At 56.6% G+C, this 19,578-nt stretch carries 18 protein-coding genes; 13 read left to right on the top strand and 5 right to left on the bottom strand.

Annotated elements, in window-relative coordinates; translation table 11 throughout:
• Window positions 1-93 precede the first annotated feature (93 nt).
• Window positions 94-873 carry a tyrosine-protein phosphatase gene (locus BMZ24_RS11455; protein WP_143077891.1) on the top strand — a complete coding sequence of 260 codons (780 nt, stop codon included), beginning with the start codon at window positions 94-96 and terminating at the stop codon, window positions 871-873.
• A 55-nt stretch (window positions 874-928) separates the two neighbouring features.
• On the opposite strand, the gene BMZ24_RS11450 is transcribed toward BMZ24_RS11455, so the two are convergent.
• The 3 genes from BMZ24_RS11450 to BMZ24_RS11440 form a co-directional block, all read right to left on the bottom strand.
• Window positions 929-1,732, bottom strand: a complete 804-nt coding sequence (locus BMZ24_RS11450) for a hypothetical protein (RefSeq protein WP_092192396.1) — start codon at window positions 1,730-1,732, stop codon at window positions 929-931.
• 107 nt (window positions 1,733-1,839) lie between these two features.
• Window positions 1,840-2,553 carry a hypothetical protein gene (locus tag BMZ24_RS11445; RefSeq protein ID WP_092192394.1) on the bottom strand — a complete coding sequence of 238 codons (714 nt, stop codon included), beginning with the start codon at window positions 2,551-2,553 and terminating at the stop codon, window positions 1,840-1,842.
• Window positions 2,554-2,933: 380 nt separating this feature from the next.
• Window positions 2,934-4,004, bottom strand: coding sequence for a polysaccharide biosynthesis/export family protein (locus BMZ24_RS11440; RefSeq protein WP_161949136.1), 1,071 nt, complete (start codon window positions 4,002-4,004; stop codon window positions 2,934-2,936).
• A gap of 428 nt (window positions 4,005-4,432) precedes the next feature.
• On the opposite strand from BMZ24_RS11440, the gene BMZ24_RS11435 reads away from it, so the two are divergent.
• The gene (locus BMZ24_RS11435; RefSeq protein ID WP_244150344.1) at window positions 4,433-6,640 is read left to right on the top strand and encodes a GumC family protein; all 2,208 of its coding nucleotides are present in this window, start codon (window positions 4,433-4,435) and stop codon (window positions 6,638-6,640) included.
• Between the two features lie 64 nt (window positions 6,641-6,704).
• Window positions 6,705-7,964 carry a hypothetical protein gene (locus tag BMZ24_RS11430; RefSeq protein ID WP_143077890.1) on the top strand — a complete coding sequence of 420 codons (1,260 nt, stop codon included), beginning with the start codon at window positions 6,705-6,707 and terminating at the stop codon, window positions 7,962-7,964.
• Window positions 7,965-8,212: 248 nt separating this feature from the next.
• Here the strand turns inward: BMZ24_RS11430 and BMZ24_RS11425 are convergent, their stop codons facing one another.
• On the bottom strand, window positions 8,213-9,496 hold the full coding sequence (locus tag BMZ24_RS11425) for an O-antigen ligase family protein (protein ID WP_161949135.1): 1,284 nt from the start codon (window positions 9,494-9,496) through the stop codon (window positions 8,213-8,215).
• A gap of 275 nt (window positions 9,497-9,771) precedes the next feature.
• Complete coding sequence (locus tag BMZ24_RS11420; RefSeq protein ID WP_092192384.1) at window positions 9,772-11,661, bottom strand: AMP-dependent synthetase/ligase; 1,890 nt, start codon at window positions 11,659-11,661, stop codon at window positions 9,772-9,774.
• Between the two features lie 251 nt (window positions 11,662-11,912).
• Between BMZ24_RS11420 and BMZ24_RS11415 the strand changes: the two genes are divergently transcribed.
• From BMZ24_RS11415 to BMZ24_RS11370, 10 genes are all read left to right on the top strand, one after another.
• Complete coding sequence (locus BMZ24_RS11415; RefSeq protein ID WP_092192382.1) at window positions 11,913-13,052, top strand: AI-2E family transporter; 1,140 nt, start codon at window positions 11,913-11,915, stop codon at window positions 13,050-13,052.
• Window positions 13,049-13,798, top strand: a complete 750-nt coding sequence (locus BMZ24_RS11410; RefSeq protein ID WP_092192380.1) for a SagB/ThcOx family dehydrogenase — start codon at window positions 13,049-13,051, stop codon at window positions 13,796-13,798. The genes BMZ24_RS11415 and BMZ24_RS11410 overlap by 4 nt, the downstream gene beginning before the upstream one ends.
• On the top strand, window positions 13,798-14,478 hold the full coding sequence (locus BMZ24_RS11405; protein ID WP_092192378.1) for a zinc metallopeptidase: 681 nt from the start codon (window positions 13,798-13,800) through the stop codon (window positions 14,476-14,478). The genes BMZ24_RS11410 and BMZ24_RS11405 overlap by 1 nt, the downstream gene beginning before the upstream one ends.
• 77 nt (window positions 14,479-14,555) lie before the next feature.
• Window positions 14,556-16,436, top strand: coding sequence for an ATP-binding cassette domain-containing protein (locus tag BMZ24_RS11400; protein WP_092192376.1), 1,881 nt, complete (start codon window positions 14,556-14,558; stop codon window positions 16,434-16,436).
• A gap of 9 nt (window positions 16,437-16,445) precedes the next feature.
• Window positions 16,446-16,859, top strand: a complete 414-nt coding sequence (locus BMZ24_RS11395) for a DUF2721 domain-containing protein (RefSeq protein ID WP_092192374.1) — start codon at window positions 16,446-16,448, stop codon at window positions 16,857-16,859.
• On the top strand, window positions 16,849-17,070 hold the full coding sequence (locus BMZ24_RS11390; RefSeq protein ID WP_092192372.1) for a hypothetical protein: 222 nt from the start codon (window positions 16,849-16,851) through the stop codon (window positions 17,068-17,070). The genes BMZ24_RS11395 and BMZ24_RS11390 overlap by 11 nt, the downstream gene beginning before the upstream one ends.
• Before the next feature lie 5 nt (window positions 17,071-17,075).
• Complete coding sequence (panC, locus tag BMZ24_RS11385; RefSeq protein WP_167364144.1) at window positions 17,076-17,930, top strand: pantoate--beta-alanine ligase; 855 nt, start codon at window positions 17,076-17,078, stop codon at window positions 17,928-17,930.
• The gene (gene panD / locus BMZ24_RS11380) at window positions 17,931-18,281 is read left to right on the top strand and encodes an aspartate 1-decarboxylase (RefSeq protein WP_092192368.1); all 351 of its coding nucleotides are present in this window, start codon (window positions 17,931-17,933) and stop codon (window positions 18,279-18,281) included. It begins immediately after the preceding gene.
• 13 nt (window positions 18,282-18,294) lie between these two features.
• The gene (gene panB, locus BMZ24_RS11375) at window positions 18,295-19,134 is read left to right on the top strand and encodes a 3-methyl-2-oxobutanoate hydroxymethyltransferase (RefSeq protein WP_092192366.1); all 840 of its coding nucleotides are present in this window, start codon (window positions 18,295-18,297) and stop codon (window positions 19,132-19,134) included.
• 84 nt (window positions 19,135-19,218) lie between these two features.
• Entirely contained in the window at window positions 19,219-19,539 is a 321-nt protein-coding gene (locus BMZ24_RS11370; protein WP_161949134.1) for a PilZ domain-containing protein, read from the top strand.
• Window positions 19,540-19,578: the final 39 nt, after the last annotated feature.

Below are 19,578 nucleotides of genomic sequence, written 5' to 3'. Positions count from 1 at the left end.
TTAGCTTAATTTTTTAATTTCTGAATAATCGTTAATATTGATGTAATTTGTTTTCTTGACCTTTTTTTAAACACAATTAAGTGTTAATTTTCCATGATAGATATTCATTCTCACATGTTGCCCGGTCTTGATGACGGCCCCAGGAACTTGGAAGAGTCAGTTGCCATGGCTCGGATGGCTGTCGACGATGGAATCCATGGCGTTATCTGCACGCCACATTGGAATCCTCCGATGTGGCCCAACGAGCGAAGCGACATTTCTCAGGCCATTGACGAGTTCCGCTTACGGTTGCAGGCGGAATCCATTCCTTTGGAAATCTGGCCTGGAAGTGAGCTTCATTTGGATGCCGAGTTGCCGTCTATGCTCGCTGAGGGCCGCCTGGGCTCCCTCAACGGCGGTTCCTGGTTGTTGTTGGAGTTGCCAGGCAGTTTTTTGCCTCACAAAATCGATGACTATCTGTGGCGGCTACTCCAGTTGGGCTACCAAGTGATACTTGCTCATCCTGAACGCTATTCTTACGTACTTCGTGATCCGGGACAGTTGCATGTCTGGGTCGAAATGGGGGTGACTGTGCAAATCACCTCCGCCAGCCTGCTTGGCCGGCTTGGACCGGAAATTTTGACCCTTTCTCAACTTATGCTGGCGCACCGCCTGGTGCATTTTTTGGCTAGCGACAGCCATGGCGTACACTCTCGCCGTCCACAACTGCGCGAGGCTCTTGATGCCGCAACCGACATCATGGGCAAAGAGGATGCCTTGCGATTGGTCGAGCGGCACCCGAACGCGGTAGTTATGAACAAACCTCTTTCTTTGTCTGATTTCGCTCCGATGCCTATTTCGAAAAAAAGGCGGTTTTGGTTTAATTTTTGGTGATAAGCACTGGGTAAATGTTTTTCCTGTCTTGTATTTACGCTTGCTATTTGACGGTTCAGAAGGGGCTGGATTCCCCGGAGTCTCCGTCGTCATCGTCATCGTTGTTGGCAATAATCAATGCCCCGGCTGACAAGGCCGTTAACGTGGTTAAGCCTATGGCCAGATTCGTTCCGATGCTTGCAGCGCCGGTTCCCGTCGCTCCTGTAGTGCCCGACGGTTCCTGAGTGTCGCCGGTGGATGTTGTCGCCTGGGCTAGAATGATGGCGTTCCCGGCATGGACCAACTTGCGCCCGCTTGCAGACATGATTTCAAGAGACCCCTGTGTTATTGTCAGCAATGCTTTTTCCTCCGAGACGTGAAGACTGCCACGGAGCAAGCTGTTGGCGCTGGCTGGAATCAGATAGGGCGTTGCGCGTGCCGTATCAAAAGGGGTTTTGAATTCAATGGGCTTGCTGTTTGCTTGCAAGGCAAAATCCACGTTTCCTTTTTCGATCATGATGGAGAAGTGGGAGGATTCTTCGACAATCGCAAATACGGTCTTGTCGGAACAGAGGAGTTGCAGCCCGTCGGCTTCGACATAGACCTGATCCTTGCACGCCATGAACATTCCCTTTGGGACAGGAATTTCTTGGTCCACGACAATTTTATTATCCAGAAGCTTTACAGATCCCATGGGGGTCATTGTGGAGGAAGGGCCCACGTCGTCACTGGATGTTTTTGCGTAAAAGGAACTATTGTCACCGGCGGCAATGCTGCCATTCGTGAGTTTTACGGATTGCTGCGCATAGTTGCCTGCCAAGAGTGGTTGCGACAACAACATGACTAAGAACAATTGGAAGATGGATTTGTTTGTTAGCATGTGTCCTTCTTTTGTTTGATTATTGGGTTGCGAATATACGAAACCTTGCCAATAATTTGCCAAAATATTCAAAGCAGGTCGTATGCCGGCTTATGTTTGTCTTGGGCTTAATATGGACTGCCTTCATCGCCATCGCCATCTCCGTCTCCACCGCCACTTCCCGACGCAAGGGCTGCTATGGCTGCGCCCAGGATTCCCACGGAGGCAGCGCCTACGGCGATTCCCCCCCAGCCAGTTTCTGGAGTTGGGCGAGGAAGGTTTCCGGCATTGTTTGATCCTGCAGCGCCTGAAGGGAGTTGAGCCAGGACAATGGTGTCGCCGCGATTAACAATCATTTGCCCATCTACGGAGACTACCTTGAGAGATCCTTCGGACATGGTCAGGGTGGCTTTGTCTTTGGTAACCTGAAGGGTGCCCCGGAATACATTTTCGGAGCTTGCCGGGATGAGATATGGATTCGCTCCTGCGGAGTCTTGAAAAAATGGTTTGAATCCCAGTGGTTTGGATTCATGACTCATGGCAAAGTCCACATTGCCTTCCATTACCATCAAGTTGAAATGAGTGCTTTCTTCCTGAATTGCGAATACCGTCTTGTCCGCACTGACAAGATGCAATCCCTCATTCTCTATCAAGCTTTGCCCGTTGCTGGACATGAGTATTCCGTTGGGAACGGGTATTTCTTTGTCCACGACAGTGCCGCTTTCCAATAATGTGACAGTCCCGTTGGGAACCAACCTGGATATTGAGGCTGCGCTCGCCATTAGTGGTTGAAAAAGCATCATCGTGGCGAGCAAGACTGGGAAAAATTGTTTTCTGAACATTTTTGTGCCTTTTTGGTTTAAAAATTGTTTGATTCAATTTTTGTGTATTTTACTTTTTTTCTAGTAGACGCGTAATATGTGATTGTGAGCTTAGAAATATAAAATACATGTGATAATATCACTTAATTGTTGAGCAATATCTCGTACTAAAGTCAATACTTACATGTGTTGATGCGTTAAATTTAGTAATGGGTATAACTAAGTACGCTGTTTTTTTGGTTGGTACGGGTATGATTTAGGTGGGTATTATATCAGACTGCACTGCAAAAAGTTGCGAAAGAACCCGAGTGTCTTCACGGGTTTGCGTTTTTTCAGGCAGTTCGATTTTGCTGTAGGTTGGTTCGTCAAGATCTGATCGGCACCCGTTGTTCAGTGGCCTGCTAGCGGGCCGGCGGCGTATAGCCGACACCCAGCATGCCGGTCCCAAGCGACAGGCGCACACCCTGGAAAAAGGTGCCGATGGCGCTTGATTCCACAAAGATGACATCCCGGTCCTGAATCCTGAATTTGTCAGTTTCGCCTCGTTGCAGATCATCGAGGGATAGTTTCGCCACTTCCCTGCGCCCATTGTCGAGGTAGCGGACCAGCTTGACGTTTCCGGCATCGGCAAAGGCCTGCAAGCCGCCTGCGGAAATAATGGCCTCCTGGACGGACATTTCTTTGCGTATGGGGTATGATCCTGCCTTGCGGACGGCTCCATCCACATAAACCGAGCCAGCTTCAGGCACATAAATAACATCTCCGCCATTGATGGCCACATTGAGCTCTTCGTTGCCTTCCTTGACCATCTGATCAAGATCTATGAGCAGGGATTGGGGAGCCTCGTCTTGTCGTCCCTTGCGCCGGACCTGCACGACACGTCCGGCGGCGTCGCTGAGACCTTCGGCTATCGCGAGGAAATCCATGAGGTACATCCGGGAGAAATAATCATAGGTCCCGGGCTTGTTGAGCGCTCCCATCATGGTGACTTTGGAGCCGAACTGCTCTTTGACGAAAATGGTGATGTGTGGGTCCTGAAGGTAATTTTCGCGATACAGTTGCTCAATATGCAGTTCGGCGTCACGGACGGCCAGACCGGCAATCCGCACTGTGTTCAGTAGCGGGAGAGAGACCTCGCCACGGGCGCTGACCCGCGCTTCGGTATTGAGATCGGGAGCTTCGAAGATACTGACTTGAATGAGATCTCCTCCGTCCAGGACATAGTCCTCGTAACTTGGAGTCGCGGTGAAGGCCGCGGATATTTTTTTGTTGAGTTGGGCCACGTCCAAGGGTTCTTCCGCTGCCTGGGCGAAGCTTGTCAGTTTTGTGATGTCGGTCGTTGCCTTGGGGCCTCTCGCCGCGCAAGCCAGGCAGAGGCTCGCGAAGAGTAGAGTCGAAATTTTGAGGATCGAAAAGGTGATGTACTGATTTGTTCGGCCGACTCCGGAAATTATGTGAGAAGCTGTTTTCATTAAGTTCCCTGTGTAAATCATTATTCAGAAATTTTTAGAAAACAATGAATCGTGGTCTCGAATTTTTTATATAGGAATGTCGCTTAGTTTTTTTTATCTTTAACGAATAGCGGGATATATAAGTACATGAGTGTTTTTATATATACATATATATATTTATGATAAAATTACGAATACTATTATAATTAGATATTTAAAATAGCCCGTATTTTTTTGAATAGAGAAAAGTTTCACCGCGTTGTTAATTGGCTTGAGATCCAAGCAACTGAAATTTTTTAAGGTTCAAAAGGACTTTTATCATGGCTGCAAAAGAAAATTTCGAGGCTCTCCCAAGGGACAGCGCAACATTTTTCCCTCCTCTGCAAGCAAGCCGGGCGACGTTATCTTCGACGGAATTCCGGGAATCGCCGAATGGGGTGGAAATCGAAGTGAACCTACGTGATTACCTAGATGTGCTCCTCAGACGCAAATGGCTTATCGGCTCAATATTGTTTACAGTCTTCGTGACCACGGCCATCATCACCCTGGCCATGACGCCGATCTACAAGGCCACGGGCAGACTCGAATTCACCCTTCAATCGCCCAAGGTCACCAAGTTCGAGGACATGGCGGTTCCCCAGACCCAGACACGCGAGTTCATGAATACGCAAAGCAAGCTGCTGATCTCGGATTCTCTTGCCTGGCGCGTCATAGAGGCCTTGGATCTGGTCAACAATCCAAGTTTCAACACGGATATCGAAACCGAAAATGATTCAGGACTTATGAGCGGTATTGGCAGTTTGTTGGGGAGGCTTTTCGGATACTCTTCCGAAGTGGACCCCGCGGAGTTGGAAAGGCAAGAGGCCGAAGTCCAGCAGCGACTGCTCAAAACGTTCATGGAGAGTCTGGAAGTCAAAGCGGAGCGCGACACCACGATTTTGAACCTGGCCTTTTCCTCCGAAAATCCTGCGGTGGCGCGCGATGTGGTGAACACTCTCATCCGGAGTTTCATCTTTTGGCAGATGGACAAGAAGGTTCAGGCCGCGAGCCTGGCCAATGAACAGTTGGGCAAGCAGATCGAGTTGGCCCGGATCAGGCTGGAGAAGTCCGAGGCCGAGTTGAACCGGTTTGCGCAGAAAGCGGGCATCGTGTCTCTCGATAGCCGCATGAATCTGATCTACAAGCAGCTTGAGGCCATCAACAACGCACTGGCCGAGGCTCACGCCGAACGCTTGTCGAAAGAGGCCCTGGACATGCAGGCGCGTGAGGCCGGAATTTCCGGCATGCCCATGGTCATCGCCAACCAGCTCATCCAGCACTTGCGACAGCATCACGTCGAACTCGTTTCGGAATACGAGGATATGCTTGTCGTCTTCAAGCCGGATTATCCGGAAGCCAAGCGCCTCAAGGCCAAGATCGACGATGTGGCCGCGAAAATCGCTGACGAGGAAAACCGTATCTTGCAGGCCATCCGCAACGATTATCTCGCGGCCGTCAAAAACGAGGAGGGTCTCAGCGCGCAGGCCGAGAAGGCCAAGGCACAGGCCATGGACCTCAATGACAGAGCCACGCAGTACAACATCCTCAACCGCGAAGTGAAGGCCAACAAGGATATTCACCAATCGTTGCTGCAACGCGCCAAGGAGATCGACGCCACGATGGGTGCGGATATCAGCAACATCCAGATTGTGGATGACGCCCTGTTGCCTGTCATCGCCGACAGGCCGCGCATCAAGCTCAATTTGTTCCTGTCCATGGGCATCGGTCTTATGCTTGGCTTGGCCGCTGCATTTCTGCTCGAATTCATGGACAACACGATAAAGAGCGTTGACGAGTTGTCCGATCGCTTCGGGATCACCATCCTCGGAGTGCTTCCCGAGGTCGAGGACGGTCTCAAGGACAAACTTGATGATCTGGTCGTCTGTGATCCTCGGGCGGGTTTTTCCGAAGCCATCCGCACCACTCGGGTATCCATCCAGCTATCCACCACCGGTGCAGGAAGCACTCAGAAGCTGCTCATAACCAGCACCACGGAAGGGGAGGGCAAATCGACCATAGCTGTGAACATGGCAAAAGCCTTTGCCGCCGCAGGGGACAAGGTTCTCATTATCGACGCTGATTTACGACGTCCGCGGCTGCACAAGGTTTTTTCCCAAGTCGCTCCGGGCGGAGGCGGACTCAGTGAGCTTTTGGTCGAGACCAAGAGTCTGGACGATGTATTGAGTACGACCGACCAGAAAAATCTCTATTTCATTCCGGCGGGCTTGTTGCCGCCCAATCCCGCCGAGCTTTTGGCCTCGAAGCGCATGCACCAGTGTTTGGAAGAGTTGGGCAAGACCTTCGATCGAATTATCATCGATGGACCTCCTTCTGTCGGGTTTGCAGACTTGTTGGTGTTGAGCAGCCTGGTTAACGGCGTCATACTGATCAGCACCCTGGGCAAGACGCACCGGCAGGCGTTGCAGCTGTTCCGAAGTTCTCTGGCCAACATCAACGCCCGCTTTCTCGGCAGCATTGTCAACCGTTTGAATGTCCAGAGCCGCTTCGGCGGGTTTTATTCCAAATATTACTACCAATCATATGGCTACGAAAATCGTAGCCCCGAGCGTGGAACCGAGTCCTCGCTGGAAAGACTGAAGTCGTCAGCCGCTTCCTGAGCCGACGCATTCCGCTGTACCGCGAGTCGAAAACCTTCAGAACGGGGCAGCTTTTTTACTTGGCATGACAAGAAACACCAAGATGATAAAGGGCAGCGTCGCGCAGGGAGTGCTGCGTATTCTGACGACTTCCGCCTGTCTTGCAATGAGCTGTTGCTTGCTGCTCGGGGCGTATTGTTCGTCACGGTTCGTCGCCAAGGATTGGGAGTTTGTGCTGCAAAGTCCCTTGATGGATCCCTGGGCTCGGACCTGGATTCGCAGGGGCGACACGGCCCGTTTTGAAAACATGGATGCAGACGGCGCCGTTGAAGCGTATTGGCAGGGCGTTGCCCGCAATCCGCTTCTGCTCGGTGCATGGTTTGCGCTGGCTCGCTTGCTGCCTCAACTGGATGAAGGGGCGAAAGTGAAATCTCTGCACGATGTTCTGCTTGCGCACGTTCCTTCCTCGACCCCGTGGCGGTGGCACCAATTGATGCTTGCCGCCGACAAAAAGGATGAAACCACGTTTGCGGAAGGCTTCAATTATGTGCTGAGCCGACTCCCACGACATCGACAGGAGGCCGTGATATTGGCCCTGGATTTTTGGGGAGGATGGAATGAGATTTTGTCCCGAACCTTGCCCGAAAACAGATGGTTCGTTTTTCAGGAGTGCATGGCGCGAAAGCTTGTTGACACATGCATGGAGTTGTACGCGGTCCTGGAAAAGGATCAGCCTGATTTGCTGAATACTGAAAGGAACTCCAGATTTATCGAATTTCTGCTTGAGAACCGGAGTTGGCCTGAAGCGGCTGATCTTTTGCGTCGGTCGGACATGTTCCAGGACTCTCATGTCATCAATGGACAGTTTCAGACGCCTTTGACGCAGGAGGCTTTTGGATGGCGTCGTAAAAGTGTCGAGGGCGTGGACGTGTCGATCGAGCCGCTTCGGGGAAAAGGGGGGGGATCGGCTTTGCGCATCCATTTTCTTGGGACGAACAATCCGCGCTATGATCATTTTTGGCAGTACGTGCCACTTCGTCCCGGGATCGATTATGAACTTCGCTTTTCCTGGAAGGCGGATCAATTGACCACGGATCAGGGCGTATTCGTGGAATTTCGGGGCATGGATTGCGACGGATTGCGTGTTCAGAGTCCTGAAATTCTCGCGAGCAGGGATTGGACTGACGAAGTGCTTTCTTTCCGGACGCCTCAGGGTTGTCAGATGGGCCGAATCGGATTGCGTCGCAACGAGAGTCTGAAATTCGATAACAAAATTGCGGGAAATGTTTGGCTTGATGCCGTGACGCTTATTGAAAAGCGCAGCCGCCCGCTAGACAGAGACTAATCCTGCCGCTCGCCAAGATCCGCACTTACTCGCCAGGAACCTTGCTCATTTTTGTTTCTAGGTCCGCTGCATGGATGGTTTGTCGGGATCGCGGCCGTGGCTTGTGCAGGCAGTGGCGTTTTTTCAGACCGTCTGCCCGGCCTAGTGTTGCATCCTCGAAATTCTTAGACAACACGCGTCAAGATAATCATCTGTAATGTCAGATTAATTGCGTATAAGCATTGGCGACTTATAACACGGTCGCAACACTAGTCAGTCTTTTCCCGCGAAATGTGGATGTGGAAAATTGCCACCATGACTGCCGTCAGTTGGTTCGCGGGGATGGCGTTGTTGAATTCCACACCGGAGTGCAGGATATAACCACCCAGGGCGGCCAGGGAACCTGCCGCCAGAACAAGGCGATCCGGGTCCATGGTTTGGCGTTTTCTCCATAGAAAAAAGGCCCGCCTGCACCACAGTGCCCAGATGCCGAGGATCAGAATGCCGGCGGCGGGCAGGCCCATCTCCACGACTGCTTCGAGGTAGTCATTGTGGGCATGGTGGGCCCGAAGTTGCGGGGTGAATGCATTTTGGTAGGCCCGACCCACGGATGGATAGGTGCCGAGCCCGGTGCCGGTCAGAGGGTGATCTCGGACCGCGTTCCATCCGTCCTTCCAGATTTCAACTCTTCCCGTTGCATCCTGCCCGATCTGAGAAAATCGCTTCGAGATGTCGTCGAAACCGATGATCGTCCCGTAGCCGAGCATGATGATCCAGCATGCGGCGAGGGCCGCGGCAACTCGTTTTTGACGGAGTCCGGCAAAAAGATAGAGCAGGGTGAAGGACAGCAGGGCCCCCAGAATCCCCCCTCGGGACTGGCTGAGCATGAGGCCAAGGATGACCAGGGCAAGGCAGAAGACGGCAACGGCTTTCTGCTGCACGAGGACTTGAGCTTGCGCCCGTTTGCCTAAGATATGTTCCATCTTGCGTGGAGATTTGAGTATGAGGACATAGGCCAGCAGCACGGGCCAAAGCAGTCCGAGAAAGGCTGCATAGTGGTTGCGATTGATGAACGTGCCGCGAGCGGACCCCTTGTAGGCAAGGCCGGTCTGAGGGTCCATGTTCCACAGGACGCCCAGACCAGGGAGCAGCGCCTGGAGGATGCCATAGATCGCTTCGAGGCCGACCAGGACAAAGAGGGAATGCAGGAGCCAGACAGGGTATTTTGTTCGGCTGGAGTTCAGGGCCTGGGCCAGGAGCACGGCGAAAGTGAGAAGAAAGAGCCACCACGCAAGGCGCATCCATGTCGCCAGCGGTTCGTAGCTGATGGTGGTGCTGGAGATGTTTCCCAGTTCAAGGAGCGTCCTGGCCCATTGTCCCCGGACGGGAGATAGAATTTCAAGCAAGGCGAGAGGCAGGGGGATGATCTGTATGAGCGGCACCAGAAGAAAACACAGGCCGATGATCAGCAATCCCCGCAGCCTCTTGTCGGGCGGCGAGACTCCGAATCGAAAATTCCACGCCCCAAGGCAAAGAAAGAAAAGTCCGGTCACGCCTTGCCAGATCCATGGTCTGGCCCCCCCGAAAAAAAAGATCAGCGCCGCAAGAGGACAAAGGATCAAAAGGTAAAGGAACTTGCCCCCGCTCGCGGAGTCACTTCCGGGCGCGGGGTGCGTTTTGGGTTTTGCTGGTCCTGGACGCCACAACTTCTCGAAAGAGGTCATGAGGATTCTCTCATTCCTGGTTGCAGGGGCGCGCGTGCAAAGAATCGTGCTGCCTGTGCGTGTCCGATTTGTTCCAAGAAGGCGTGCGCCGGCAGCGCGGCGCGTTATTTGAGGAGCCGGTTTATGATGTCCTTGTACTTCTTTTCTATGACGTGGCGTTTCTTCTTGAAGGAATTGGTCAGCTCTTCGCCGAGGGTGAACTCCTTGTCGAGAAAGTGGATGTTCTGGAGTTTTTCGTAGGGCTTGAAGCCCTTCTTGGCGTTCAGGAGCTTGTTCATTTCCTCGCGCAGACGATCGAGGAGCTGCTTGTCGCGCAGCGCGCCTTCGGTCTCTTCGAGCACCTGATTGTATTTTTCCAGCACGAACTCGCGCAGCTTTTCCAGATCCGGGACGATGAGCGCGCCCAGGCCTTTCTTGTCCTGGCCCACGAGCACCGCGTCCTGCACGAAGGGGAACATGGACAGCGTGGCCTCGATGTTGGTCGGGTCGACATTCTCGCCGCTGGCCAGGACAATGATCTCCTTGGCCCTTCCGGTGATGACCAGTTCGCCAGTGAGAGTCAGTCGCCCGAGGTCGCCGGTGCGCAGGAACCCGTCGGGGGAGAATGCGCTCGCGTTGGCTTCGTCGTTTTTGTAGTAGCCCTTGAAGACCTGCGCGCCGCGAACCTGGATTTCGCCTTCGACGCCCTTTGGCACCGGCTCTCCCAGATCGTTGACGATGCGCAGTTCGGTTTCGCCCACAGGCGGGCCGATGGTGCCGAAGATGTCACAGTTGAATCCCCGTCCGGCAATGCCGGGCGAGCATTCGGTCATGCCGTAGGCGTTGATGATGCGGATTCCGATGGCGTCGATCCATTCATCCAGATAGGGAGGCAGGCTGCCTCCGCCGCTGATGGCGCCCTTGAGGCGGCCGCCGAATTTTTCCTGCACGAGCACGAGTTTCTTTTTGGCCAAGAGGTTGGGCAGAAAGAGAAACACGTTTGAAACCAGGGCCTGCACCTTGTCCACAAGGCGCAGGGGAAAGGCCCTCTTCTTGAAGACGGGCAGCTGATCGCGCAGCACGCGCGCATTGCGGCGGTAGGCGGCGGAGACCCGGACCAGCAGATTGAAGATCTTGGCTTTCTTGGGATCTTTTTTCTTCAGCCCCGTCGTGATCTTGGAATACAGGGATTCCCAGATGCGCGGCACGGTTGCGACCAGGGTGGGCTTGTAGGATTCCAGATCAGCGGCGAAAGTGCGGATGGATGAGTAGACCAGACAGCTGCCGGTGGCGATGCCTATGTATTCCGCGGTACGCTCGAAGATGTGCCAGGTCGGCAGGATGGATACCCACACATCGTCGGCCTGCAGCCTGATGAGCGGCGGCAGGGTGCGTACGTTGTGCATGATGTTGGCATGGTTGAGCATGACCCCCTTGGGGGTTCCGGTGGTCCCTGAGGTGTAGATGATGGTCAGCAGGTCTTCCGGGATGATCTTGTCGGCCAGCCCCCTGAACCATTCGATGTCCTTGGGTTCGATGGAGCGGTTTTCAAGCAGCTCCGTGTATGACGTGGCCTTGTCGAACCAGGAGTGTTTTTCGGAGCCGGCGGCAATGAACACGCCCTTGAGCTTGAGGCTTTTGATCAGCGCCTGGCAATCCTTGTAGTTCTTGTCCGTCTCGACAATCAGGAATTCGGCGTCCGAATGGTTGACGATGAATTCGACTTCACTCGGAGGCGTGTCGGTGCCGCGCGGAACGCTGACCGCGCCAAGGGCTTGCAGGGCCATGTCCGTGACAATCCAGGAGTAGCGGTTGTCGGAGAGAATGAAGACCTTGTCGCCTTTGCGAACCTTGTTGGCCTTGAAGGCCCGGGCAAGAATGAGCACATCCTCGAAGAATTTCTCGTAGGTGACTCTGAATTCGTCCTCGCCCACGCGATAGATGAAGGCGAGATTGTCGCGGTGCCGGTCGCAAGTTTCCAAAAAAGTGTGGAAAAACGTGGGTGCAAAGGCCATTTTGAGGGTCTCCCGGTAAGGAAATGAATCCGGTCGATAAAAACTTCTCCGATGACAGTCACGCAATACGGAAGAAGGCGCCATGATCACGAAACGGTAAGCGTTGAATAAGCCTTGTAATGTATGACAAGCGCTGCATCAAATCAAGCGCGTGAATCCAGGGCTTCCAAGCCATTCCCTACTCTGCTATCCGCAATCGTGACAGGCGGGTTCCTGTGTATTTTTCGTTCCGTCAAGCCTCGGGAGGGCTGATGATTCTCGACAAGACTCCGTATTCCTTCGACCGCGTCGTGCGCATGGCTCTGGCCGCAGGGCTGCTCTGGGGCGTCATCACCACCCTTGGATACCTCAGCGACGTGCTCATCCCCTTTGCCGTAGCCCTGCTCCTGGCCTACATTCTCAATCCGCTGGTGCACCGCGTGCAGATGCTCGTGAAGAGCAGGGGGCTGGCCATAGGTCTGACCCTGTTTTTTTTCCTTGTAGCGGTCGGCGGGCTTTGCTGGATCGTCATCCCGCTCATGGGGCGCGAGGTGGCGCACATGGGGCGGCTCATCTCCGATCTGGTCAGCAACTCCAAGCTGGCCGAGGAAGCCGCCAACCGTCTGCCGCCGGACGTGTGGCAGGCCCTGCGGGATTATTTCAACACGCCCGAGGTGCGGGACTTCTTTCGCACCGACAGCTTCATCTCCATGGCCCAGGCCACCCTGCGCAGGGTCCTGCCCGGACTCATGGGGATCATCAGCGGCACCTACAGCGTGCTCATGGCGCTTGTCGTGCCGGCCGTGGTTCTCCTGTACCTCATCTTTCTGCTCATGGATTTTCAGAAGGTGCGGGTCGCCTGGAAAGAGTTGATACCGCCCCAGTACCGCGAGGGCGTCGTGTCTTTCGTCGAGGAATTCGATCTGGCCATGAATCGCTATTTTCGAGGCCAGACGACCATCGCGGGCATTCTCGGAATTTTTTTCGCCACCGGTTTTTCCCTGATTGGCCTGCCCATGGGCATCTTGCTCGGATTTTTCGTCGGGCTGCTCAATCTTGTGCCCTATCTCCAGTTGCTGGGGCTCATCCCGGCCGTCGTGTTGGCCGCCATTCACGCTCTTGAGACCGGCCAGTCCTTCTGGGTGGTCATGGGGCTGACCGGCCTTGTCTTCGTGGTCGTGCAGATCATCCAGGACGCGGTGCTCGTGCCGCGCATTCTGGGCAAGGCCATGGGCCTGTCCCCGGCCGTGATGCTCCTCTCGCTTTCGGTCTGGGGCAAGCTTCTGGGGATGCTCGGCCTTTTGATCGCCCTGCCCATGACCTGTCTGGCGCTGGCCTATTATCGCCGTCTGGTGCTGGCGCCTGCCCTGCCTGAGTTGATTGTCAAACCTGCGGGGGAGGGCGGCTCATGAACATGCGGACCATGCGCGATTTTTTGAAGGATGATTTGCGGTTGCAGCTCGATTTTTCCCGCTCGGACCAGAATCGAGGCATCGCGCCGCCTCCGGTGCAGAAGCCTGTCCGGGCGGATCAGACGCTGATTGCGCTGCCGGACGATCCGGCCACGGCCTTTGCCGGGCGCGTTGATCTGGCCCGCGCCCTGGCCGATCGCAAGAGCCACCGGGCCTGGCGCGATGAGCCGCTGGGTCCCGAAGAGCTCGGCTTTCTGCTCTGGGCCGTGCAGGGGGTGCGCGGGAAGAGGGGAGCGGCCAGCGTGTTCCGCACCGTCCCTTCGGCCGGATGCAGGCATGCCCTGGAAACATACGTGCTGGTCAACAACTGCGAATCTTTTGAGCGGGGCGTGTACCGTTACCTGCCCCTAGAGCACGCCCTGGTGCTGGAATCCCCGGCCGGGGCTGATTTCAGCGCTCGTCAGCACGAGGCCGTGCTCATGCAGGGCTTCGTGGCCAAGGCGCCCGTGGTGCTGGTCTGGGCGACAATTCCATACCGGATGGAGTGGCGCTACATGGCGGCCGCCCACCGGGTCATCGCTCTTGATGCCGGGCACGTCTGCCAGAACCTGTATCTGGCGACGCAGGCGGTGGGTTGTGGCACCTGCGCGGTGGCGGCCTTTCACCAGCAGGCCCTGGACGAGCTCCTGGGCGTGGACGGAGAAGACGAGTTCGCCCTGTACCTGGCTCCCGTGGGCAGGATCTGATGCCCTATGTTGTCGGGCTGCTGGTGCTGGTTGCGCTTATAGCCTTGCCTGGGCTGTGGGCCCGGCACGTCCTCGAACGGTATGGCCGGGATGAATACTTTTCAGGGACCGGCATTGACCTGGCCGGAATTCTGGTCCGCGACCTGAACCTCGACGGCGTGCGGGTGGAGACCACGGAGCTTGGCGATCATTACGATCCCGCCGAAAAGGTGGTGCGGCTCAACCCCGCCAGTACCGGCAAGCGTTCGCTGACCGCCGTGGTCGTGGCCGCGCACGAAGTGGGGCACGCCCTGCAGGATCAATCCGGGGACGGGCTGCTGCGTTTTCGCACGGGGCTGGTCAGGTTCGGAATCTGGGCCGAGCGCATCGGAGCCGCGGCGATCATGGTCGTCCCGCTTTTGGGCGCGGCCCTGCAAGTGCCCCTGATCGGCCGCCTGCTGCTGGTCAGCGCGGTCCTTGTGCTCGGCATCCCGGTCATCGTCCATCTGGTGACCCTGCCCGTGGAGCTGGACGCGAGCTTCAACCGCGCCCTCCCGCTACTCAAGGCCGGAAGGTACATCCCGCCCGAGGACGAGAGGGCGGCCCGTCGGATCTTGACGGCCTGCGCCCTGACCTACCTGGCGCAGGCCCTGGCCAGCATGTTCAACGTCCTGCGCTGGATCAGGCTTTTCAGGCGCTAGATTCCCTTCTGGACAATCCGGGTGATTCTTCCTAGTAGTCGGGGCGTCCGAACAACCAACCCGCTTTCCCTCAATTCATGGCACTCATCAGCGCAAGCAACATATCCCTTTCATTTTCCGGTCCGCTCCTTTTGGACAACATCAGCCTGCAGATCCATGCGGGTGAACGCATCTGTCTCCTTGGCCGTAACGGCGAGGGCAAGTCCACGCTCATGCGCATCCTGTCCCGCGAAATCACCCCCGATTCGGGCGAGGTGGGGCTTGGCAAGGGGCTGGTCACGGCCTCCCTGCCGCAGGAGGTTCCCTCGGACCTCACGGGCACGGTCTATGACGTGGTCGCTTCCGGAGCCGGAGAGGCCGGGCTTTGCCTGGCGGCCTTGCGACACGAAGGGCATGACGACATCTGCATCGATCCGGCGCTGCTTGCGCGGGCACACCGCCTGCTTGACGAGCAGGCCGGCTGGAGCCTGACCCGCAAGATCGACACGGTCATCACCCATCTGGGTCTGGACCCCGAAGCGCAGTTCACCTCCCTGTCCGGCGGTGTGAAGCGCAAGACCCTTCTGGCCCGGGCCCTGGCCGGAGAGCCGGATATCCTTTTTCTCGACGAGCCGACCAACCATCTGGATGTGGATGCCATCCGCTGGCTGGAGGATTTTCTGGTCAAGCAGTCCCGAACCCTTTTTTTCGTCACCCATGACCGCATGTTCCTGCGCCACGTGGCCAATCGCATTCTGGAACTGGACCGCGGGGTGCTGGTCGACTGGGCCTGCGATTACGACACTTTTCTGCAGCGCAAGGAGGACGTGCTGGCCACGGAGGAGACCCTGTGGCGCAAGTTCGACCAGAAGCTCAAGGAAGAGGAGATCTGGATCAGAAAGGGCATCAAAGCCCGCCGTACGCGAAATGAAGGACGCGTGCGCGCCCTGCAGGCCATGCGCGCCGAGCGCAGTCAGCGCCGCGAGCGGACGGGCACGGTGTCCATGCAGATCCAGGAGGGCCGCAAGACCGGAGGTCTGGTCCTGGAGGTCACGAACATTTCCTACGCCTGGGGTGACGAGCCGGTCATTCGCGATTTTTCGGCCAACATCATGCGCGGCGACAAGGTCGGCATCGTCGGTCCCAACGGCGCGGGCAAGACCACGCTCCTGAAGCTGCTCCTAGGAGATCTTGCCCCCCAGAGCGGCAAGGTCCGGCAGGGCACGCACCTTGAGGTCGCCTATTCGGACCAGATGCGCTCCCTGCTCGACGAGACCAAGACCGCGCGCGAGATCGTCGGCGAGGGTGCGGACTACATCGACGTGAACGAAAACCGCCGCCACGTCATCGGCTACCTGAAGGATTTTCTCTTCACCCCGGACCGCGCCCAGACTCCCGTGGGGCTCCTGTCCGGCGGGGAGCGCAACCGGCTGCTCCTGGCAAAGCTCTTCACCCGGCCCTGCAACGTGCTCGTTCTGGACGAACCGACCAACGACCTGGACCAGGAGACCCTTGAGCTTCTGGAGGAGCTTATCGGCGATTTTCCGGGCACCGTGCTCGTGGTCAGCCATGACCGCGAATTTCTGAACAACACGGTCACCTCCTGCCTGGTTTTCGAAGGTCAGGGGCGGGTGGTCGAGTACGCCGGCGGCTACGACGACTGGCTTTTGCAGCGGCCGCAGGTCGCGGAGCCCGAGCCAGTCCTGCCCAAGGCTGCAAAGCCAAGGGTGGCCAAGACCCGCAAGCTGACTTACAAGGAAAATCTGGAGCTCGACGCCTTGCCCGGACGCATCGAGGCACTTGAAGCCGACATCGCGGCCCTGCAGGAACAGATGAACGATCCCCAATTTTACACCAACGATCACACTGTCGTCGCGGCCGCGGCCGTCCGGCTTGAGGTCCTGGAGGCCGAGCTGGACTCCCTCTTGACCCGCTGGGACGAGCTTGAAGAGCTGCGCATGGTGTGTGAGTCCTCATAAAGGATACACATGGAAATCACCCTGACCACTCCGGCCCTGCTATTTTCGACCATTTCGCTTATCCTGCTGGCCTTCACCAACCGTTTTCTGGCCTTGGGCAGCAGGATCAGAACCCTGTATGACCGCTATCAGGATAACCACGGTTCGTCCCTCTTGGCCCAGATCGAAAACATGCGCCTGCGGGTGAACCTGATCCGGCTGATGCAGCTCTACGGAGTGGTGAGCCTTTTTTTGTGCGTCCTGTGCATGTTTTGTCTTTTTGCCGGGCTTGTGACCCTGGGCAAGTTTCTTTTCGGACTGAGTCTTTTGGCCTTGTTGGTCTCCCTTGGCCTGTCCACGCGCGAGATCCACATTTCCACACAGGCCCTGAACATCCAACTGGAGAGCCTGAGCCTCTCGCAGGAGGAAGGCGATGCACGCTGACTTTGGTGACTTTCGGGATTTCATTTGCAGAAAATGCGGCCTGTACGGGATGGTCGATGTCATCGGCATGGAGTTCGTGTACGACCAGACCACGGGCATTCTTTATGACGTGATCGACGACCCGGACGGACGGCGCAAGGGAGATCAGATCGTGTGTGATTGCGGGTGCGAATTTTTCGACATGCAGGTGCATTCCAAGAGGGGCAAATGAGCGGTATGAAGCGTGTCCAAAACCCCCGGTCCATGCAGGAACTGGGGCTCGAGTGGCGCAGACAGGGGCTTTGCGTCGGCCTGGTGCCGACAATGGGTTATTGGCACGAGGGACATCTGAGCCTGATGCGCTGGGCCCGCGAACACTGCGACCTGCTGGTGGCCTCCATCTTCGTCAACCCGACCCAGTTCGGTCCGGGCGAGGATCTGGAGAACTACCCCTCGGACATCGAGCGTGACTCCGCCCTGGCCGCCGAATGCGGAGTCGACGTGCTTTTCACGCCGTGCAGGGATGACATGTATCTTCCGGGCCACGGCACCTGGGTCAATGTCCCTGAATTGACGAAAAACCTGTGCGGGCGTTCGCGTCCCGGGCATTTTCAGGGCGTGGCCACGGTGGTCTGCAAACTTTTCAATCTCGTGCAGCCGACCTTTGCCGCCTTTGGCGAGAAGGATTGGCAGCAGGTGGCCGTGATTCGCAAAATGACGCGCGAACTGGACATTCCGGTGCGTGTCGAGGGGCGCCCCATCGTTCGCGAATCGGATGGGCTGGCCATGAGCTCGCGCAATGTTTATCTGACTGTCGAGGAAAGAGCCGTGGCCCCGCATATCCAGAAGGGACTCTGCCTGCTCGAAGGCATGGTCAGGGCCGGGGAACGGGATTGCGGCGCGCTGCGCAAGGCGGTTCGGGATTATTACGCGGCGTGGATTCCTTCCGGAGTGCTTGATTATCTTGAACTGGTCGATCCCGAGACCATAGAGACCGTGGATCACGTTCGCTCCGATTTTCTGGCCGCCGTGGCCCTGCGACTCGGCAAGGCGCGGCTCATTGACAACAAACGAATCAACCTAGAGAAATAAATGCCTTTACGTACATTTTTGCAGGCCAAACTGCACCGCGCCACCATCACCGGGGCCGAGGTCGACTACGAGGGCTCCGTGGCCATCTGTCCTGACCTCATCCGCGCCGCCGGTTTTCATTTGAACGAACGCGTCGATATCTACAATGTGGATAATGGAGAGCGCCTCTCCACCTATGTCATCCTCGGCGAGAAGGGCGAGATCTGTCTGAACGGGGCCGCCGCGCACAAGGGCAGCCGTGGCCAGAAAGTCATAATCGCCTCCTATGTGCAACTGACCCCCGAAGAGATCCCCGGCCATCAGCCCACCGTGGTCCTGGTTGGAGCTGACAACGAAATCACCAGATCCTAGCGGAGAACTGAGCATGAAAACCTTGAACGATTTCCTCCAGATGAAGAAAAACGGCGAGAAGATAGTCATGCTGACGGCCTACGATTATCCCTCGGGCCGCCTGGCCGAGGAGTCCGGCATCGACGTCGTTCTGGTCGGTGATTCCCTGGGGATGGTCGTGCTCGGTTACGATTCCACCGTGCCCGTGACCATGGCCGACATGATCCACCACACCCGCGCCGCCCGGCGCGGGGCCAAGAACACTTTCATGCTCACGGACATGCCGTATCTGACCTATCAGATATCCATGGCCCAGGCCATGGAGAACGCGGCCCGTCTGGTGCAGGAAGGGGGATGCGAGGGCGTCAAGATCGAGGGTGGCGAAGAGATCGCGCCGCAGGTCCGGGCTCTGGTCAATGCCGGGATTCCCGTCTGCGGACACATCGGACTGACCCCGCAGTCGGCCACGTCCTTAAGCGGGTACAAAGTTCAGGGGCGCACCGCCGAGGCGGCCAGGAAGCTGCTGCACGACGCACTGGCCCTTGAAGCGGCCGGGGCGTTCATGATCGTGCTGGAATGCATTCCGGCGCAGGTCGCGGAGCTGATCAGCAAGCGCCTCTCCATTCCCACCATTGGCATCGGCGGCGGCGCTGCCTGTGACGGACAGGTGCTGGTCTTTCACGACACCCTGGGACTCTTTGAGCGTTTCGTGCCAAAATTCGTGAAGCAGTTCGAGACGTTGGGTGCAAAAGCCCGGGACGCTCTGGGTGCCTACGCCGCCGAAGTCCGCGCTGGCGCCTTCCCTGACGAAGCGCATTCCTTTTCCATGAACGAAGAGCAGCTCAAGCAGATTTACGGCGACGGGCGGGACTGAGCACCTGACCTGTTCGTTTTTGGTTTTTTGTGCTAGCGAATGCGTTCGGTGAAGAGATTTGGGAACAGCCGCGAGGAGACCAGCATGCCAAACATCATCCGCCCCAATATCAACCGGCGGCAGTGGCCGCGCCACGAAAAGAAATATCTGGTGCAGATAGCCACCTCCCTGCAAAGCGGGTTCAGCCCGGCCACGGTGTTCAACTTCAGTCGCGGCGGACTCTGCTTCGTCCATCACGAACCTCTGGACAAAGGGGCCGGAGTCATGGTGCGCCTGCCGCAGGATCTGATCAGCCTGGCCCGGGACGTGAAGGCCAGGGTCAAATGGTGCGTTCCGTCCAGTACCGGAGGGTACGCCATCGGAATCCAGTATGAGGAACCTCTGCTCTGGACCAGATACGAATAAGGCCCCAATCGCGGGCCTTTTTTATTTCAGGGGTTCGGA

Source organism: Desulfomicrobium norvegicum (assembly GCF_900114595.1).
Taxonomy (GTDB): domain Bacteria; phylum Desulfobacterota; class Desulfovibrionia; order Desulfovibrionales; family Desulfomicrobiaceae; genus Desulfomicrobium; species Desulfomicrobium macestii.
This window is presented reverse-complemented; position numbering and strand designations above follow the sequence as displayed.

Bases quoted from the DNA above. Each gene is read 5' to 3' on its own strand.
- BMZ24_RS11400 (WP_092192376.1), top strand. From the start codon at position 14,556: ATGGCACTCATCAGCGCAAGCAACATATCCCTTTCATTTTCCGGTCCG.
- BMZ24_RS11405 (WP_092192378.1), top strand. From the start codon at position 13,798: ATGCCCTATGTTGTCGGGCTGCTGGTGCTGGTTGCGCTTATAGCCTTG.
- panD (WP_092192368.1), top strand. From the start codon at position 17,931: ATGCCTTTACGTACATTTTTGCAGGCCAAACTGCACCGCGCCACCATC.
- panB (WP_092192366.1), top strand. From the start codon at position 18,295: ATGAAAACCTTGAACGATTTCCTCCAGATGAAGAAAAACGGCGAGAAG.
- BMZ24_RS11455 (WP_143077891.1), top strand. From the start codon at position 94: ATGATAGATATTCATTCTCACATGTTGCCCGGTCTTGATGACGGCCCC.
- BMZ24_RS11440 (WP_161949136.1), bottom strand. From the start codon at position 4,004: ATGAAAACAGCTTCTCACATAATTTCCGGAGTCGGCCGAACAAATCAG.
- panC (WP_167364144.1), top strand. From the start codon at position 17,076: ATGAAGCGTGTCCAAAACCCCCGGTCCATGCAGGAACTGGGGCTCGAG.
- BMZ24_RS11415 (WP_092192382.1), top strand. From the start codon at position 11,913: ATGATTCTCGACAAGACTCCGTATTCCTTCGACCGCGTCGTGCGCATG.
- BMZ24_RS11445 (WP_092192394.1), bottom strand. From the start codon at position 2,553: ATGTTCAGAAAACAATTTTTCCCAGTCTTGCTCGCCACGATGATGCTT.
- BMZ24_RS11420 (WP_092192384.1), bottom strand. From the start codon at position 11,661: ATGGCCTTTGCACCCACGTTTTTCCACACTTTTTTGGAAACTTGCGAC.
- BMZ24_RS11370 (WP_161949134.1), top strand. From the start codon at position 19,219: ATGCCAAACATCATCCGCCCCAATATCAACCGGCGGCAGTGGCCGCGC.
- BMZ24_RS11390 (WP_092192372.1), top strand. From the start codon at position 16,849: ATGCACGCTGACTTTGGTGACTTTCGGGATTTCATTTGCAGAAAATGC.
- BMZ24_RS11450 (WP_092192396.1), bottom strand. From the start codon at position 1,732: ATGCTAACAAACAAATCCATCTTCCAATTGTTCTTAGTCATGTTGTTG.
- BMZ24_RS11430 (WP_143077890.1), top strand. From the start codon at position 6,705: ATGACAAGAAACACCAAGATGATAAAGGGCAGCGTCGCGCAGGGAGTG.
- BMZ24_RS11395 (WP_092192374.1), top strand. From the start codon at position 16,446: ATGGAAATCACCCTGACCACTCCGGCCCTGCTATTTTCGACCATTTCG.
- BMZ24_RS11410 (WP_092192380.1), top strand. From the start codon at position 13,049: ATGAACATGCGGACCATGCGCGATTTTTTGAAGGATGATTTGCGGTTG.